Genomic DNA, 16,716 nt, shown 5'->3' with positions numbered 1-16,716 from the left:
TTCGCATGCTGATTGCGCCGATCATCTTATGCACGGTGGTACTGGGCATCGCCAAGATGGACGATATGTCCCGCGTCGGCCGCGTCGCCATCAAAGGCCTGCTGTATTTTGAAGTGATGACCACGATTGCGCTGGTGGTTGGCCTGGTGGTGGTCAATCTGTGGCAGCCGGGCGTGGGCATGAACGTCAACGCATCCAATCTGGATACGGCCTCCATCAAGAATTACGTGGCCCAGGGCCATGAGGCGGGCATCATCCCCTTCATCATGAATATCATTCCTTCGACGATGGTGGGATCGCTGTCGGAAGGACACATCCTGCAAGTGCTGCTGGTATCGGTGCTGCTGGGCTGCGCCCTGGTGCGTGTCGGTCCAATCGGCAAGCCGGTGATCGACGTACTGGAAGGCTTCTCCAAAGTCCTGTACGGCATGGTCGGCATTGTGATGTGGGCGGCGCCGCTGGGTGCTTTTGGCGCCATCGCTTTCACGGTCGGCAAATACGGCGCGACTGCCCTGCTCTCTCTGGGCAATCTGCTGATCTGCTTTTACGTGACCTGCCTGATCTTCATCTTCGCCATCCTCGGCCCGATCGCCCGCATGTGTGGATTCAGCCTCTTCAAGCTGATGCGCTATCTGCGCGAAGAAATCCTGGTCTGCCTGGCCACCACTTCCTCGGAAAGCGTGCTGCCGCGCATGCTGACCAAGATGGAGCAGCTGGGCTGCAAACCCAGCGTCGTCGGCCTGATCATCCCGACCGGCTACTCTTTCAACCTGGATGGCACCTGTCTCTACCTGTCGGCAGTGACCGTGTTCCTGGCGCAAGCCACCAACACTCCGCTGGACCTGACCCAGCAAATCGTGCTGCTCAGCGTTCTGCTGCTGACATCCAAGGGCGCCGCTGGTGTCGCCGGCGCTGCCTTCGTGGTGCTTGCCGCCACCTTGTCGACGGTCGGCTCGATTCCGGTCGCGAGCGTGGCCCTGATCCTCGGCGTGCACCGCTTGCTGTCCGAAGGCCTGACGCCGACCAACCTGATTGGCAATGCGGTCGCCACCATTGTCATCTCGAAATGGGAAAAGGCGCTGGACAYCGAACAAATGCACCGCGTACTTAACCGCGAATAATTCCCTTCCCCCTGCCAGACGGACCACCAGAGTCCGTCGGCATTCAACCCGGAGACTTCACTATGCGCAGCCCACAACGCGCGGCAGCTTGCTGCCTCGTTGCCCTTTTTCTTGCAAGTACCAGCTATGCCTATGCAGCGGACGGCGTAGAAATCTATGGTCTGATCGGCAGCTATGCCGGCAGCATCAAACGCAGCGACAGCGTGGCACGCACTGCCGTCGTCGGCTCCGGCGGCTTGACCACGTCCTGGTGGGGCGTACGTGGCAGTGAAGATCTGGGCGGCGGCATGAAAGCAGTCTTCCAGCTCGAACAATTCTTCCAGCCCGATACCGGCGGCGCAGGCCGCAGTGCCGCTGACCCGACCGGCTTTTCACGCAGCGGCTGGGTAGGCCTCTCCGGCGCTTATGGCCAGCTGACTTTTGGCCGACACACCTCGCCTTATTACGTGTCGATGCAGATGGTGAATCCCTTCGGTTCTTCCGTGGTGTTCTCGCCGCTGGTGGTGCAARGCTATGTGGYGTCCTTCAGCAACACCGTCATCGGCGACACCGTATGGAACAACGTGATCCAGTACGTGGCGCCAACCGTGGGCGGCTTGAGCACGACCGTGGTGTATGCGCCGGGCGAAGTAGCCGGCAACAACAAGGTCTATAACGCGGGCCTGCATTTCCGCTACGTGAACGGTGCGCTGACCGCAGTGTTCTCGGCCCAGCGCGATCGCACGGCAGCCGTGGCGCCATCGACCAGTCAGGACGCTTACCTGGCCGGCGTGGCTTACAACGCGGGCTGGGCCAAGCTGTACGCTTCGGCGCAGCACACCGACAACAATATCACCAACGTCACTTCGCGCACCTGGCAACTGGGCACTTCCGTGCCGGTCACCGCAACGGGATCGATCCTCGCCTCGTGGGCTCGCACCACGGTGGACAATCCGGCCGTCCACACCGGCGCCCACAATACTGGCGGCCTCGGTTACGACCACTATCTGTCAAAGCGTACCGATATCTATGCCACCTATCTGTACGACCATATCGATGGCCGCGTGAAGGGCAACAGCTACGCCGTCGGCATCCGCCACCTGTTCTGATTCAGCCCAGGTAAGCGTCGATATTTTTCTGGCGCGCTTCATACAGCGGCATGATTTCGCTCTCCAGCATGGCCACCGCGCGCGTGGCCAGCCGCGACATCGGGTGCTGGTTGCTGGTGGCGATCGCCATACGCCCCTGAATCACAGGATCGGTGATGCGTGTGCAGCGGAAGCGGTCCTTGCGCGGGTCGGCCAGGATCGCGTTCAAGGCCAGCGCGGCGTGGCCGAAGCCCTCGTCCACCAGATCCAGCAACGGCGGCACGGCGTCGATTTCCAGCGCGATATTCAGCTGCACGCCGCGCTCCGCCGCATACATCTCCACCAGGGTGCGGATCGCGTGCGTGCGGCCCGGAATAATCAGGGGATATTTATGCAGCTCTGCCAGCGTGATGGAAGACGGCACCTTGGCGTCGCGGCGGCTGATCAGAAAGATCTCTTCCGTGAACAGCACGCGCTTGTCGACCAGCGCGGTTTCACCGGTGTCGTACATGATGGCGGCATCGATCCTGCCCATCGCCAGCCATTCCGCCAGATTGCTGGACAGCCCTTCGGACACGGTAATGCTGGCTTGCGGGAATTGCTCGCGGAAGCCATGCACCAGCGCCAGCGTGGCAAAGCGTGCCACGCTAGGCGCCAGGCCAATGCGGAAATGCCCGTCCAGCGATCCCTGCAAATTGTTCAGCGCATTCCGCGCGCTATCCACCTGATGCAGGATGCCCTTGCTGTGCTCCAGCAGCACCCTGCCCGCTTCCGTCAGCACCACGCCGCGGCCGTTGCGGCGCAAGAGGTTCTGGCGCAGGTCCACTTCCAGCTGGCGCACCAGCCGGCTCAGCGCGGGCTGCGTGCGGCCCAGAATGGCCGATGCGCGGGTAAAGCTGTTCAATTCAGCGACGTGGACAAAGGCTTCGAGCTGGTCGAGATTCATGGCGGTTCAGCTATGCAGAAATCGCATATTAGCTAGTGAGGTATTGCCATTGTAACGAGTCGGCATGGTGGGCACAATCAGCCTCACAGAATCATCTTTACTCAAAACGCCTTATGAAAACTTGCCTGCCCCCCGATCCGAACCCCGTCAAACCGGCCTACCGCATGCCGCCCGGTGCCTGCGATGCGCACTGCCATGTGTTCGGCCCTGCGTCCAGATTCCCTTACGCGCCCGACCGCAGTTATACGCCGCCGGATGCGCCGGTAGAGGCGCTGCGCGCGCTGCATGACCGCCTCGGCGTTTCGCGCGCCGTGATCGTGCACGCCAGCTGCCACGGCACCGACAACACCGTCACCCTGGACGCCATCAAGTCCAGCAACGGCGCCTATCGCGGCGTGGCGAATGTGAATGCGGACATTACAGACAATGCGCTGGCCGACCTGCATGCAGGCGGTATTCGCGGCATCCGCTTCAATTTCGTGAAGCACCTGGGCGGCGTGCCGGACGTGTCGGTGATCGAAACGATGGTAAAACGCATCGCCCCTCTGGGCTGGCACATCGTGCTGCACTTCGATGCGGAGAACATCCCCGAACAGCAGGACCTGCTGCGCAAGATTACCGTGCCTTTCGTGATCGACCACATGGGCCGCGTGCGCGCCGAACAGGGACTGGAACAGCGTCCCTTCCAGCTACTGCTGCAACTGATGCGCGAGAACCCGCTGGCCTGGGTGAAGATCTGCGGCGCGGAGCGTGTATCCGCCGGCAAGCGCCCCTTCACGGACGCGATTCCTTTCGCGCAGCAACTGATCGCCACCGCGCCGGAACGCCTGCTGTGGGGCACCGACTGGCCCCATCCGAACATTTCCAAGGACATGCCGAACGACGGCGAATTGGWCAACCTGTTCTACGCCTACACCCACGACGAGAAAATCCAGAAGCAGATCCTGGTCGACAACCCGGCGCAGCTCTACGGCTTCGACCCACTGTAAGGCCGTCTGCCCTCGAAGGGCTTATCGTGCCGCACCATGCTGGCGGCGACGCGRCATGACGCCAAGCAGGCCAAGGGCCGGGACCATCAGCGCGATGGCGGCCGGCTCAGGTACGGCTGCTGCAGCGCCTTCGGCAACGTCAGCCAAGTGAATTTTCACATTTACGGCACAAGTTATTTTGCCAGGCCCGCCAGTAAGGCTGGCGTACTGTCGCTGTCGGCCTGCGCGCGGTACAGCGCCATCACGTCGGCAGGCTTGGTCGAATCCTTGGCAACCAGCGAGTTCAATCGTTTGATGAAGGCTGCGCTGCTGAATGGATCAGGGAGACTGTCTTCGAATTCTTTTGCGGTCACCTTGCCGTCCTTGTCCATGTCCATGGCGGCATACAGCGCCGCGGTGTCCTGTGCGCTGCCGCCGCCGGCCTGCACCTGGCTGCCCAGTTCTGCGGCCGAGATCATATGGTCCTGGTCCTTGTCGACGTCGGCCAGCACCTTGTCCTTGTAGTCACCGGCGAAGGAGCGCACGGTCAGCGTGAATCCTTTGGCCGCCAGACTGGCGACACCGGCGGCATTCTGCGCGGCGAGTGCGGCTGCATCGGCGTCGGCCTTGGCTGAATCGGCCTGGGCCTGATAAACGGAAGGCTGCTTGCGCGCGGTGTTGGCTGGATGCGCCGCCGGATTGGAAGAAATGGAGTTGACCATAGGACGCCCGAGTTGTTGAGTCCACCCATTGTGCGGCAACTCGCGCGGCAACTTTAGAGCCATATTCCGCTTTTCGCATTGGGCCATGATTGGTGTGCGCCATGCACCATGGTGCTGCCCGCCGCATGCCTACCGGCCGCCCGGTCCAAATCCTAGAATCGATTGCACTTCATCTGAACGCCATCAAAGGACATGGACATGAATCATATCGACGCCCGCCGCCAATTGCTGCGCTACCTGGCCTCCAGCCCGCTGTTTGCCGCACTTCCCTCGATCTCACTGGCGCAGAGCTACGATGTACTGCGCGCGCAAACCAAGAAGATCGGCGACATCATCGACTCGCCCGAGGATGCATTGGACGTATTCGATTTCGAACCCGCCGCCCGCAAGGCCCTGCCGCCGGCGCACTACGGCTACCTGGCGACCGGCGTCGATGGCGACGCCACCCTGCGCGCCAACAGCGAGGACTACGCCAAAGTGCGCATCAAGGCTAGCCGCCTGATCGATGCGCGCAAGATCGACACGCGCATGCATTTGTTCGGCCTGGAATACGCCAGTCCGATCTTCCTCTCCCCGGTCAGCAGCCAGGGTGCATTCCACGCCGACGCCGAAATAGCCGTTGCACGCGCGGCCCGCAAAAAGGGCATGCATATGATTCTGTCGACGGTCGGCAATTCTGCGATCGCGGACGTCAGCAAGGAACATGGCTCGCCGGTCTGGCTTCAGTTGTATCCCACCGACGACTGGGGCGTGACGATGGCCCTGATCAGGAAGGCCGAGGCAGCAGGCACGCCGGCGCTGGTGCTGACCGTGGATCGCCAGGGTGGACGCAATACGCAAACCCTGTTCCGCCTGCGCCGCAACGACGACCGCACTTGCATCGCCTGCCACGGCGGCGGCTTCGCCAATGAGGTGTCGCGCAAGCCCATGTTCCAGGGCGTTGACGTATCGAAGGTCACCAATCTGTATGGCACCGGCATGACCTGGGAGTTCGTCAACAAGCTCCGTAACAGCACCAAAATGAAAATTCTCCTGAAGGGCATCATGACGGCCGAAGATGCGGAGAAGGCGGTGCGGGCCGGCGTGGACGGCATCATCGTCTCCAACCACGGCGGACGCGCCGAAGAAAGCCTGCAATCCACCATCAGCGCCCTGCCCGCCGTGGTCAAGGCCGTCGACGGGAAGGTGCCGGTGCTGGTTGATGGCGGTGTGCGGCGCGGCACCGATGTGTACAAGGCGCTGRCACTGGGCGCTACCGCTGTCGGTATCGGGCGGCCTTATTGCTGGGGCCTGGCCGCATTCGGCCAGCCCGGCGTGGAAGCGGTTCTCTCCATTCTACAGCGTGAGTTCGAAACCATCATGCGCCAGGCGGGCCCCACCAGTCTGAAGCAAATCACCGCGGCCTCAGTCATCAGCGGCCTTCAGGCATGAGCTCTCCCTCTCACTAAATGCCTAATGGCGCTGGCATAAAATCCGGGAAATTTGGCACTTTTTCCCGGATCAGCGCTCCTACAATTTCAGCGTGTCCCCCGTGTTATCTGCCTCGCTGAACATGAATCCTGAACAACACAGTAGCGATCCCCTCGCCGCGAGCTTTTCGACGACTTATGCTGGCGTCATCGCATTCATTACCGTGGTCCATGAAGGCAGCTTTGCCAGCGCCGCACATCGGCTTGGCATCGGACGCTCGGCGGTCAGCCGCAGCGTTCAGCGCCTGGAGGAGCAACTCAATACGCGCCTGTTTCAGCGCACCACGCGCAGCACCTCGCTGACCGACGAGGGGCAGCTGTTCTATGAATCGTGCCGGCCCGGCGTCGAATGCATCATCCGCTCTGTCGAAGAGATGCAGGCGCTGCGTAGCTGCTCGCCACGCGGACAGCTACGCATCAGCGCAACGGCGGGCTTTGGCCGGAAGATCGTGGCGCCCTTGCTGCGCGGCTTCTACGACCAGTATCCCGATATCGCGCTGGATTTGATACTGGATGAAAAACAGGCCAATTTCGTTTCGGACCGTATCGACATTTCCTTCGTCAATGGCCGGGTTGACGATGGCCAGGTCGTGGCCAAACAACTGGTTCCGATGCAGATGCATATCTGTGCCTCACCGGAATACGCCCGGCAGTACGGCCTTCCGCAATGTATCGAGGATTTGGCGAACCATCGCTGCGTGAATTTGCGGTTAGCCTCCGGCCGCATCTATGAATGGGAATTCAAGGTCCAGGGGCATATGCAGAAAGTGGCCCCCAAGGCATCGCATTGTTTCAACGATCCGGACCTGGTGCTGCAAGCCGTGCTGCGCGGCGAAGGTGTGGCCCAGCTGGCGGGCTACCAGATCAGCGATCATTTGCGCTCCGGCGAGCTGGTGGTGTGCCTGGCCCAATATGCGCCGGACGATCGCGGCCACTTCATCTGCTTCCTGAGCCGCCATCACCTGCCCGCCCGCATCAGGGTCTTCGTCGATTACATGACCCAGGCCATCCGCGCCATGGATCTCTATAACTGGGGCGACCTTCATCACGCCCAGCATTAACGTCCGTCCGCATGCATCTACAATTTAAAGAGCACCTTACGCTCGATGGCAATAGCCCGATCCCGCTATACCGGCAGATCCATCAGCGCGTACGCGAGGCTGTCGAAACCGGCCTGCTGCGGCCCGGCGACCGGGTGCCGGCCACGCGCGCACTGGCACAGGAACTCGGGCTCGCGCGCGGCACTGTCGCCACGGCGTACAAGCTGCTGATCGCAGAGGGCTATGTGGAAGCGCGCGGCCAGGGCGGTTGCGTGATTGCAGGCAGACTGGCTTCCGCTGCGCAGACGCGCCAGCCTGTGCGTACGCGCCCCGCCCCGCGTGAAATGGATGGCGGCGCCTCGAAACCCAGACCCTTTCAAATGGGGCTGCCTGCGCTGGACGCCTTCCCGCGCAAGACCTGGGCGCGGCTGGCTGCGCGTGCGGCACGCGCCACGCAGCTGCATCATATGGTCAAGGAATCGTGCTTTGGCGCGCCCGAACTGCGCAGCGCCATCGCAGGATATCTGAAGATCGGACGCGGCATCGACTGCGCACCGGAGCAGGTTTTCATCACGTCCGGCTATCGCAGCTCAATGGAACTAGTCATGCGCGCCCTCCTCGCGCCCGGCGAACAGGTCTGGATCGAAGAACCGGCCTATCCACCCACGGTTGCCTTGCTGCGCGGCGCCGGCCTGATGCCGGTGCCGGTTCCTGTTGACCAGGAAGGGCTGGCGGTGCCGTTTGGCCTGTCGCTGGCGCCGGATGCGCGTGCTGCCGTCGTCACGCCCGCGCATCAGTCGCCGCTGGGCGCCACACTGTCCGCATGCCGGCGCCGCGCATTGCTGGACTGGGCCGCGCAAAAGCAGGCCTGGCTGATCGAGGACGATTACGACGGCGAATTCCGCTATGTCAGCCGTCCCTTGCCGGCGCTCGCCAGCTGCGGTACTGCGGGCCGCGTGATCCACTGCGGCACCTTCAGCAAAGTGCTGTTCCCCTCCATCCGTCTGGCCTACGTCGTCGTGCCACCGGCACTGGTCGACATCTTCGAGAATACCTGCAGCGTGATCGCGACCGGCTGTCCGGTGCTCACGCAAACGATCGTCAGCAATTTCATGCTGGAGGGGTATTTCTCGCGCCACGTGCAGCGCATGCGCGAGCTGTATGGCGAACGGCACCAGCTTGCCATTGATGGTTTGAGCAGTGTCCTCGGCGACCGGCTGCAGTTCGCGCCGCAGCATGGCGGCATGCATCTTCTGGCGCTGACTGCCGATGGCAGCGATAAAGCGCTGGCCGACCGCATGCGCGGAGACGGCATGGCGCCGCAGGTACTATCCGAGTGGTACGCCGGTTCGCCCGGCCAATGCGGTCTTCTGCTGGGATTCACGAATATCAGCTCCGCCGCACAAGCGGCCGAACTGGGGCAGCGTATCGCACGCATCATGGATGAATAAGCGGGCACCCCGATGGATCAACTGAAAAGTCGATTCATGGCCCAGACATTGGACTACTTCAATTCGCGCTTCATGGCACTATTGCGTCCGGCAGGCCCCAGCTACTGAGGCCGTAATTTGTAGTGGAAGAATCAAGCGTAAATGGTAGACACCCCGGAAATCAAGCCAGTTTCGATCAACAGGAAGCGGCACATTTTGTTTATCGCATTTTCCGGCATGCAGATGCTCGACCTGGCCGGCCCGCAAACCGTATTCTGGCTGGCATCGCAACGTTTGAAGAAGCGTGGACTGGCGAGCTATGAGTGCAGCACTGCCAGCGTAAGCGGGGGCCTGGTGCCCGCGCTGGAAGGCGTGGCGCTGCACACTTCGGCCCTGGTCGATGTCGCCGTGAATGAGACTGACACCATCTTTATCCCAGGCTGCCAGGACATCGCTCCCTCAGTGGAGCAGTCGGCGGAACTGGTGGAATGGCTGCGTCTATCTTACGGTATAGCGCGCCGCACAGCGGCACTTGGCAGCGGCGCGTTTCTACTGGCGAAGGCGGGACTACTGGAAGGGAAACGCGCGACCACGCACTGGAGTTTGTGCGACGTGCTCCGGGAATGCTATCCCGCCATTGAAGTCGACTCCGATGCGATCTTTGTCCAACAGGACGAGATCTGGACGTCCGCCGGCGTGGCAACGGGGATCGATCTCGCGCTGGCCTTGATCGAAGCCGATTGCGGCCGCGAAATCGCGCTGGAAGTGGCAAGAGAACTGGTCGTCTTCCTGAAGCGTCCGGGCGGCCAATCGCAATTCAGCATGCTGCTGCAAGCGCAAACCCAGCACAGCGTGGCATTCGACGATCTGCATCTCTGGATCGCCGACAACCTTGGCCGCCAGACGCTGACCGTCGAACATCTCGCTGAACGGGCGAATATGAGTACGCGTAACTTCGCCCGTGTCTACAAGGAGAAAACCGGCCGCTCTCCCGCCAAGGCGGTGGAGGTATTCAGGCTCGAAGCAGCGCAGCGGATGCTGGAAGATTCCAGCCGCAGCATGGGCCAGATCGCCCGTGCGACCGGTTTCGGCGATGAGGAGAGAATGCGCGTGACGTTTCAGCGCAATCTCGGTATCGCGCCTACGGAATACCGCAAGCGATTCACGCGCGAAGTCAGCGACGCTTAGTCGACTGAGAACGCCACGGCTTCATCGGCCGCTGGGCCGCGCGGCATATCCGCGGAAGTTTCGAAGTGGCCGTTCAGGCGATTGCCGGCGGCGTCCTCYAGGGTGCCGCGTACAACAAGTTGGTACTTCCCGGCGCGCCACGGCTTCTGCGGCGTAAAGGTCCAGACGCTCTCGCCTTGTTGGAGCCCGGCACGCCCTTCGACTCGCCGGCCATGCCCATCGACGATGGCCAGATAGCCCGCATCCCTGCCATCGATGGGTCCATCCAGTGTCACAACAAGCACTTGCCTGGATGCCCTGTGCACTGCCGACAGCTTCCAGGCCGATGCTGCCGGCCCGTCTGTCTTGGCCGCGCCGACGTGCCACTGCCGGACAGGCGCCCCGTCCAGCGTCAGAACCACATCATCCTGCTCCGCCAGAATCGGCCCCAGTTCATCGTGCGCATTCAAGCCGCTCTTGACGCGGCCCGGATGCAGCAGCACCGTCAGAATCCTGCCGTCCGGCGACCAGAGTTCCTGTTCCAGAAACGGCTCCTGAATCGCAGCACCGTCCGCGTGCATCAGAGCGAGCCTGGGCAGCACCGGTCCTTCAATCGGTGCTGCAAACTCGATGGAGATGCGCAGCAGATTGGCTGGTATCTGTGGCGCGGACGGATGCACCAGCAAGATGCGCGCTTCGGCCTGCGCCGCATTGGCGGCTACCGCAAACGCCAGGATGCCAATCCACTGTAGCAGGCGCATGGCTTACTCCGATGCCTTGACCAGATCAGGGAAGCCTTCATCCTTCATGATCTGATCCAGACGAGGTTTCACATACTGGAGCTGGAAGGCGTTGTCCTTGAACCGGAAGTCAGGGAAAGCGTATTCCGAAAGGTGGTCACTCAGGCGGAAGCTCAGCTCCTTGCTGACGGAAACCAGCTGCAGCGTGTCCTTCTCAAGGAAGCGGCGCACCAGCAGGAAGGACTTGTCGTCCAGATTATCGAGCCGCAGAGCGCCTACCAGCGGGGYCTGCGCTACATCCAGACCGGCAATCTGGCCATATGGCACAGGCTTTTCCAGACCAGGACGGGCATCGGCGGCTTCCAGCTGCGATACCGGAATGATGTTCGACACCCGCTCGAAATTCACCAGCAGCAGGTAATCCTCCGTCTTGCCATTGTCGGTTTTGGAGTACGAGATCATGCCGGCTGGCGTGTTGCCATAGCCTAGCTCAGCGATCGTCTTGCCCTTTATGTGGGCGCCATCCTTCAGATCGTCGAGCGGAATCAGGACCACGGGCGTGCAGGTGTAGGCAGCCACCAGATAGGACTTGCCGCCCCAGTTGGCAAAGCTCATCGCGCGAATCGGTGCACGGGTTTCCACCAGATTGTGACCCGTGTGATAAATCTCCACAGAGCTGATCGACTGATCGGCGCCGAATGGATATTTGACCCGGCGCAGCGTTGAAGCGAAGTCCTGATTGGAAAGACCCGCCACGAACAGTTCGCCGTTACGCCACTTCATGTCGGTCACCGTGAAGCTGCGCTGCGGTGTCTCTTTCCAGATTTTGTAGTCCGATGTATTGGCATTGCGCAGCGCCACCGACGTAGCTTTCGCCGCTTTCAGATCGATGCGGCGGGCCTTGTTGTCGCTCGTGACCACAAACAGTGCGGGTGTCTTCGCAGCGCCATAGCTGATCGCGACATAGGCTTCCGCCGTGCCGGGACGCACAACCATATCTTCAACCGTAATTTTTCCGCCGCCGACCTGTTTGGATAGCAGTCCTTCGAGATCGAGAATGTTGAATTGCGTTCCGCTCGGCTTTTGCTGCGCAGCCGGCAGGGTAAGCGCGTGCACCTTCGCCGCCTTCCAGTCGGCGACAAACAGCACATTATCCGGTCCTGCAGCGAGGCGGGAAATGGATTTGACATCGGCCGCATGGGCGGCGCTGGACGCAGCCAGACAGCAGGCCAGCGTGATTACAGTAGTACGCATGAATAGCTCCTCATTAAGTTATTGACCACGAATTAATTGTAGGAATGGCTGTCGCGTAGCGCTAGGCATGTGGGAAGCACCATCGTGTTGACTTCACCGCACCGATGCGATTGGTGCGTTCCATGCACCACCGTGCGGCCTATTGCATGCCTACCTCCTTGTTGATCGCCGCTCTACACTGGCGGCCATGTTTCCTTCACCCGATTAAGTCAGATCATGCGAACTCAGAAAAAGGCCGTTTCACTCCTGCTCTCGCTGGCCACGGCAGCCGTCCTGCCGGGTTGCGTCAGCTATAAAGGCATCGGCAGCAGCGCTCAAACCGCCCAGCCAGCAGACTACGCTGCATCTCAAGCATTGGCTGATGAGCATGGGCACTGGCCCTCGGCCGACTGGGCCAGCCGCTTCGGCGATCAGCAGCTGGCCGCCCTGATTGCCGAAGCACTGAAGAACAGTCCCACCCTGGATCAGGCCAAGGCGCGCGTCGCCGCAGCAGCAGCCTATAGCGACAGCACTTACGCTGCGGCCGGCGCCAAGGTGAATCTGGACGCCAGCGTCACGCGCCAACGCTACACATCAAATGCATTGGTGCCGCCGCCGGTCGCAGGTTCCTACCAGACCGAGAACAAGGCGCTGCTGAGCGCTTCCCATGAACTGGACGTGTGGGATAGACACCGCGCGGCGGAGCGGGCGTCTGTTTCGCGCCTGTTGTACGCCGAAGCAGAAAAAGAAAAGGTAAAACTGGCCCTGAGCACTGCCATCGCCCACACCTACAATGAGCTGGCCGGCCTTTATCAACAGCGCGACCTGGCGGCCGACGACATCGCACAGCGCCAGCAACTACGCCAGTTAAGCACCGCGCGCACCCGCGCCGGTCTGGAAACCGAAGTCGAACTACAGAACATCAACCGCGCCATCGCCAGCAGTCAGACCTCGCTGGCGGCACTGGATGGCAAAATCACGGACGTGCGCTTCCAGCTGGCCGCCTTGCTGGGTGCGGGTCCCGATCGCGGCCTGCTCATCGCACGTCCTGCGCTCGCTGAAGGCAACGCGCAACAGGACAGTCTGCCCGACAATCTGCCGGCGGACCTGGTATCGCGCCGTCCCGATATCGCCATGGCGCGCTGGTCTGTCGACGCCCGGACGCAAGACATCTCCGTGGCCAAGGCGGAGTTCTATCCCAACCTGAACCTGAGCGCCGCGGTTGGCCTGGATTCCTTTGGCTTCGGCCGCTTCCTCAACGCGTCCAGCCGCAGCTTGTCGGCCGCCCCTGCCGTGCATTTGCCGATCTTCGACAGCGGCGCCCTGCGCGCCCAGCTCAAGGGCCGTTACGCCGATTTCGATTACGCCGTGGCCAACTATAACCAAACGCTGATTACAGCCTTATCCGAGGTGGCGACCGAAGTGGCACGCATCCGCAGCACCGACGTGCAACTGAACGATGCGCAATCCGCCAGCGACGCCGCCCGGCGCAACTGGCAGCTGGCCGCCAGCCAGTACAAGGCGGGACTCAGCACGCAGCAGAACGAGCTGCAGGCACGCCTTAACGTCATTGCCGCCGAACAGACCATGGCCAATCTGCGCAATGCCCGCCGCGATCAGCAAATCGGCCTCGCCGCCGCACTGGGTGGCGGCTTCGGCGACAACGAAAACTCCGCAAAATAATTTCAAGAGATGACATCATGAACGACCAAGTCCAAACCGCTCCTAAATCCAAACGCCGCGTCGCCCTGATCATCCTGGGCGCAGCAACCGTCTGCGCCACTGTCGCCTGGGCAGCCTACTACTTCAGCTACAGCCAGTATTTCGAAGAGACGGACGACGCCTACGTCAACGGCAATCTGGTGCAGTTGAACTCCCAGATCGGCGGCACCGTCGTGGGCATCTTTGCCGATGATACGCAGATCGTTCAAAGCGGCGACAGCATGGTAAAGCTGGACGCGGCCGATACCCGCATTGAACTGGAGCGCTCCAAAGCAGCATTGGCGCAAGCCGTGCAGCAGGTCAGCACACTGTACGTCAACAACAGCACGCTCAGCGCGCAGATCACCCAGCGCCAGGCCGAACTGGCGCGCGCCGAGGATGATCTGAAACGCCGCCAGTCAGCCGATATGGCAGGCGCAGTGTCGGCCGAAGACCTTGGCCACGCACGCGACGCCATCAGGGAACGCAAGGCAGCGCTGGCTGCGGCGCAGCAGCAACTTGCCGCCAACCGCGCGCAAACCACGCAGCAGCACATCGGCGAACATCCCAGCGTTCTGGCAGCTGCGGCCCGTCTGCGCGCCGATTATCTGGCCTATGCGCGCAGTAATGTTCCGGCACCTGTGACAGGTTATGTCGCCAAACGCTCGGTGCAACTGGGCCAGCGCGTGGCAGCAGGCACGCCGTTGATGGCGATCGTTCCCCTCGATGGCGTTTGGGTGGACGCCAACTTCAAGGAGAGCCAGCTGAAGGCAGTCCATCTCGGCCAGCCGGTTACCCTGCACGCGGAATTGTATGGCAAAGACGTTGACTATCACGGCAAGATCATCGGCTTCTCGGCCGGTACGGGCAGCGCGTTTGCGGTACTGCCGGCGCAGAAYGCKACCGGCAACTGGATCAAAGTGGTACAGCGCCTTCCGGTGCGCATCGCGCTCGATCCGAAAGAGCTGAAAGATCATCCACTGCGCATCGGCCTGTCGATGGCAGTGGAAGTCGACACGCATGACCGCAATGGCTCCCAGCTCGCTGCGGCGCGCACCAGCTTCCAGACGTCCGTGTTCGACAACTACGGCAAGGAAGCTGACGCGGAAATTGCCGCCATCATTGCAGGCAACCAGAGCGTGCATTAAGGAGCCCTCATGGACACTCCCATCAAACCAGGGAACCCGCCGCCATTGACAGGCGGCAGGCTGGTGCTGGCCACTTTCGCAGTGGCGCTCGCCACCTTCATGAACGTGCTGGATTCGTCCATCGCCAACGTGGCCATTCCCACGATCTCGGGTAACCTCGGCGTATCGGTGGACGAAGGCACCTGGGTGATTACGCTGTTCGCGGCGGCCAACGCCGTGTCGATCCCGCTGACCGGCTGGCTAACGCAGCGCATGGGCCAGATCAAGCTGTTTGTCGCCGCCATTCTGCTGTTTGTAATTTCGTCCTGGCTATGCGGCGTGGCGCCGACTTTGCCCGTGCTGCTGGCGGCGCGCGTGCTGCAAGGCGCGGTCGCCGGGCCTTTGATCCCGCTGTCGCAAGCCATCCTGCTTAGCTCCTATCCGAAGGCCAAGAGCGGATTGGCACTGGCACTGTGGTCGATGACTGCGACCGTCGGCCCGATCGCCGGCCCTGCCCTCGGCGGCTGGATGACGGACCGCTATTCCTGGTCGTGGATCTTCTACATCAATGTGCCGGTCGGCCTGTTCGCCGCGGCCGTGACCTGGGCCATCTACAAGGATCGCGACACGCCTTCGCGCAAGCTTCCTTTCGATACCGTGGGCCTGGCCTCATTGGTGGCCTGGGYCGCCTCGCTACAGATCATGCTCGACAAGGGGAAGGACCTGGACTGGTTTCAGTCGCCGCTGATCGTCGGCCTGGCCATCTTCGCCGCGCTGAGTTTCACCTTCTTCGTGATCTGGGAACTGACCGAAGCGCACCCCATCGTCAATCTGCGCCTGTTCATGGGCAGGAACTTCCTTGGCGGGACGGTGGCGATCTCCGTCGCATACGGCGTGTTCTTCGCCAACCTCGTGCTGCTGCCGCAGTGGATGCAGCAATACCTGGGTTACCGCTCTGTCGATGCAGGCATGGCCACCGCGCCACTGGGCGTCTTCGCCGTGCTGCTGGCGCCCGTCATGGCCAAACTCATGCCACGGTCGGATGCCCGTGTGCTCGGCACGGCGGCCTTCGTCGGCTTCGCCGTCGTGTTCTTCCTGCGCTCGAACTACTTCCTTGATGTGGATTTGTGGACGCTGATTTTGCCAACGCTGCTGCAAGGTATACCGATGGCGCTGTTCTTCGTGCCACTGACAGCCATCATCCTGTCTGGCCTTCCGGCGGAGCTGATCCCCGCCGCCGCCGGCTTGTCGAACTTCGTGCGCGTGTTCTTCGGCGCAGCTGCCACGGCCATCGCCAGCACGGCGTGGAATAACCGCTCCATCCTGCACCACGCGCGGCTGATCGACCAGGCGCACGCCAACAATCCCCTGTTCACCGACAGCCTGCAACAGCTGCAAACCGCGCTGCATGTGAATCCACAACAGGCCTATGCCAGCTTCGAAAGAAGCGTCGTAGCGCAGGCCGCGATGCTGGGACTGGACGATGTGTTCTGGATCTCCGGCGTGATCTTCATCGCCATCATTCCGCTGATCTGGCTGACCAAACCAGTGCGTGGCCAAATGTCCGACGCAGCTTCCGCTGCACACTGATATGACTCGAATACGCCTGATACACAGCGACCCGATCGTCAACATCGGCCTCGCCACGCTTTGCGATAACCTGGCCGGCGTGATTCTTTGCCGCGACGATGAACAGGGGCCCGGCATCGTGATCGCCGACTATCAACGAGGTCTGGACCTGACACGCCGCCGCGAATTCGATCAGGCCCGCATCCTGGTCATCACGCATTACAACAAAGAAGGCGAAATACGGCGCGCCCTGCAATCCGGCATTCACGGTTACCTGCTGCAGAACTGCGTGCTCGATGAGCTCAAGCCAGCGATCACGGCGCTGAGCTGCGGCCAAAGCTACTTGAGCGAGGACGCAAAACGGATCATCGACAACAGCTGGAGCCGCGCCGAACTTACTTGCCGCGAGTCGGATG

General features: G+C 61.7%; 15 protein-coding genes and 1 pseudogene. 11 read left to right on the top strand and 5 right to left on the bottom strand.

The window, feature by feature from the left end; all coding sequences use genetic code 11:
• Both dctA and AB4Z11_RS04530 read left to right on the top strand, forming a co-directional pair.
• Positions 1-1,121: C4-dicarboxylate transporter DctA (gene dctA / locus AB4Z11_RS04535; protein ID WP_442023017.1), on the top strand; the 1,121-nt coding region annotated here is incomplete at its 5' end.
• A 62-nt stretch (positions 1,122-1,183) separates the two neighbouring features.
• Positions 1,184-2,209, top strand: a complete 1,026-nt coding sequence (locus tag AB4Z11_RS04530; protein ID WP_442023016.1) for a porin — start codon at positions 1,184-1,186, stop codon at positions 2,207-2,209.
• 1 nt (position 2,210) lies between these two features.
• Here the strand turns inward: AB4Z11_RS04530 and AB4Z11_RS04525 are convergent, their stop codons facing one another.
• Positions 2,211-3,134: a LysR family transcriptional regulator gene (locus AB4Z11_RS04525; protein ID WP_442023015.1), complete on the bottom strand. Its 924-nt coding sequence runs from the start codon at positions 3,132-3,134 to the stop codon at positions 2,211-2,213.
• Positions 3,135-3,247: 113 nt separating this feature from the next.
• Between AB4Z11_RS04525 and AB4Z11_RS04520 the strand changes: the two genes are divergently transcribed.
• On the top strand, positions 3,248-4,123 hold the full coding sequence (locus AB4Z11_RS04520; protein WP_442023014.1) for an amidohydrolase family protein: 876 nt from the start codon (positions 3,248-3,250) through the stop codon (positions 4,121-4,123).
• A 21-nt stretch (positions 4,124-4,144) separates the two neighbouring features.
• On the opposite strand, the gene AB4Z11_RS04515 is transcribed toward AB4Z11_RS04520, so the two are convergent.
• Both AB4Z11_RS04515 and AB4Z11_RS04510 read right to left on the bottom strand, forming a co-directional pair.
• Entirely contained in the window at positions 4,145-4,270 is a 126-nt protein-coding gene (locus AB4Z11_RS04515; protein WP_442023013.1) for a PEP-CTERM sorting domain-containing protein, read from the bottom strand.
• A gap of 26 nt (positions 4,271-4,296) precedes the next feature.
• Entirely contained in the window at positions 4,297-4,824 is a 528-nt protein-coding gene (locus AB4Z11_RS04510; RefSeq protein WP_442023012.1) for a hypothetical protein, read from the bottom strand.
• Between the two features lie 198 nt (positions 4,825-5,022).
• On the opposite strand from AB4Z11_RS04510, the gene AB4Z11_RS04505 reads away from it, so the two are divergent.
• The 4 genes from AB4Z11_RS04505 (at position 5,023) to AB4Z11_RS04490 (ending at position 9,951) form a co-directional block, all read left to right on the top strand.
• Positions 5,023-6,255, top strand: coding sequence for an alpha-hydroxy acid oxidase (locus AB4Z11_RS04505; RefSeq protein ID WP_442023011.1), 1,233 nt, complete (start codon positions 5,023-5,025; stop codon positions 6,253-6,255).
• Between the two features lie 121 nt (positions 6,256-6,376).
• Positions 6,377-7,354, top strand: a complete 978-nt coding sequence (locus AB4Z11_RS04500; RefSeq protein WP_442023010.1) for a LysR family transcriptional regulator — start codon at positions 6,377-6,379, stop codon at positions 7,352-7,354.
• Between the two features lie 11 nt (positions 7,355-7,365).
• On the top strand, positions 7,366-8,784 hold the full coding sequence (gene pdxR / locus AB4Z11_RS04495) for a MocR-like pyridoxine biosynthesis transcription factor PdxR (RefSeq protein ID WP_442023009.1): 1,419 nt from the start codon (positions 7,366-7,368) through the stop codon (positions 8,782-8,784).
• Positions 8,785-8,979: 195 nt separating this feature from the next.
• Complete coding sequence (locus AB4Z11_RS04490) at positions 8,980-9,951, top strand: GlxA family transcriptional regulator (RefSeq protein WP_442023008.1); 972 nt, start codon at positions 8,980-8,982, stop codon at positions 9,949-9,951.
• Here AB4Z11_RS04490 and AB4Z11_RS04485 read toward each other — a convergent pair.
• A complete protein-coding gene (locus tag AB4Z11_RS04485) occupies positions 9,948-10,691 on the bottom strand; it encodes a hypothetical protein (RefSeq protein WP_442023007.1) in 744 nt (247 codons plus the stop codon). The genes AB4Z11_RS04490 and AB4Z11_RS04485 overlap by 4 nt on opposite strands.
• Before the next feature lie 3 nt (positions 10,692-10,694).
• Positions 10,695-11,924: a hypothetical protein gene (locus AB4Z11_RS04480; protein ID WP_442023006.1), complete on the bottom strand. Its 1,230-nt coding sequence runs from the start codon at positions 11,922-11,924 to the stop codon at positions 10,695-10,697.
• A 216-nt stretch (positions 11,925-12,140) separates the two neighbouring features.
• On the opposite strand from AB4Z11_RS04480, the gene AB4Z11_RS04475 reads away from it, so the two are divergent.
• From AB4Z11_RS04475 to AB4Z11_RS04460, 4 genes and pseudogenes are all read left to right on the top strand, one after another.
• Complete coding sequence (locus tag AB4Z11_RS04475) at positions 12,141-13,586, top strand: efflux transporter outer membrane subunit (RefSeq protein WP_442023005.1); 1,446 nt, start codon at positions 12,141-12,143, stop codon at positions 13,584-13,586.
• A gap of 17 nt (positions 13,587-13,603) precedes the next feature.
• Complete coding sequence (locus AB4Z11_RS04470) at positions 13,604-14,752, top strand: HlyD family secretion protein (protein WP_442023004.1); 1,149 nt, start codon at positions 13,604-13,606, stop codon at positions 14,750-14,752.
• A gap of 9 nt (positions 14,753-14,761) precedes the next feature.
• Positions 14,762-16,321 (top strand): DHA2 family efflux MFS transporter permease subunit, encoded by a 1,560-nt coding sequence (locus AB4Z11_RS04465; protein WP_442023003.1) that lies wholly within the window; start codon positions 14,762-14,764, stop codon positions 16,319-16,321.
• Position 16,322: 1 nt separating this feature from the next.
• Positions 16,323-16,716 (top strand): annotated as a pseudogene (locus AB4Z11_RS04460) (hypothetical protein); the annotation flags it as partial.

Origin of the sequence: Pseudoduganella sp. RAF53_2 (genome assembly GCF_052113985.1) — a bacterium.
Classification (GTDB): Bacteria; Pseudomonadota; Gammaproteobacteria; order Burkholderiales; family Burkholderiaceae_D; genus Rugamonas.
The sequence above is the reverse complement of the archived record's forward strand: the minus strand, read 5'-3'. Positions and strand labels throughout refer to the sequence as shown.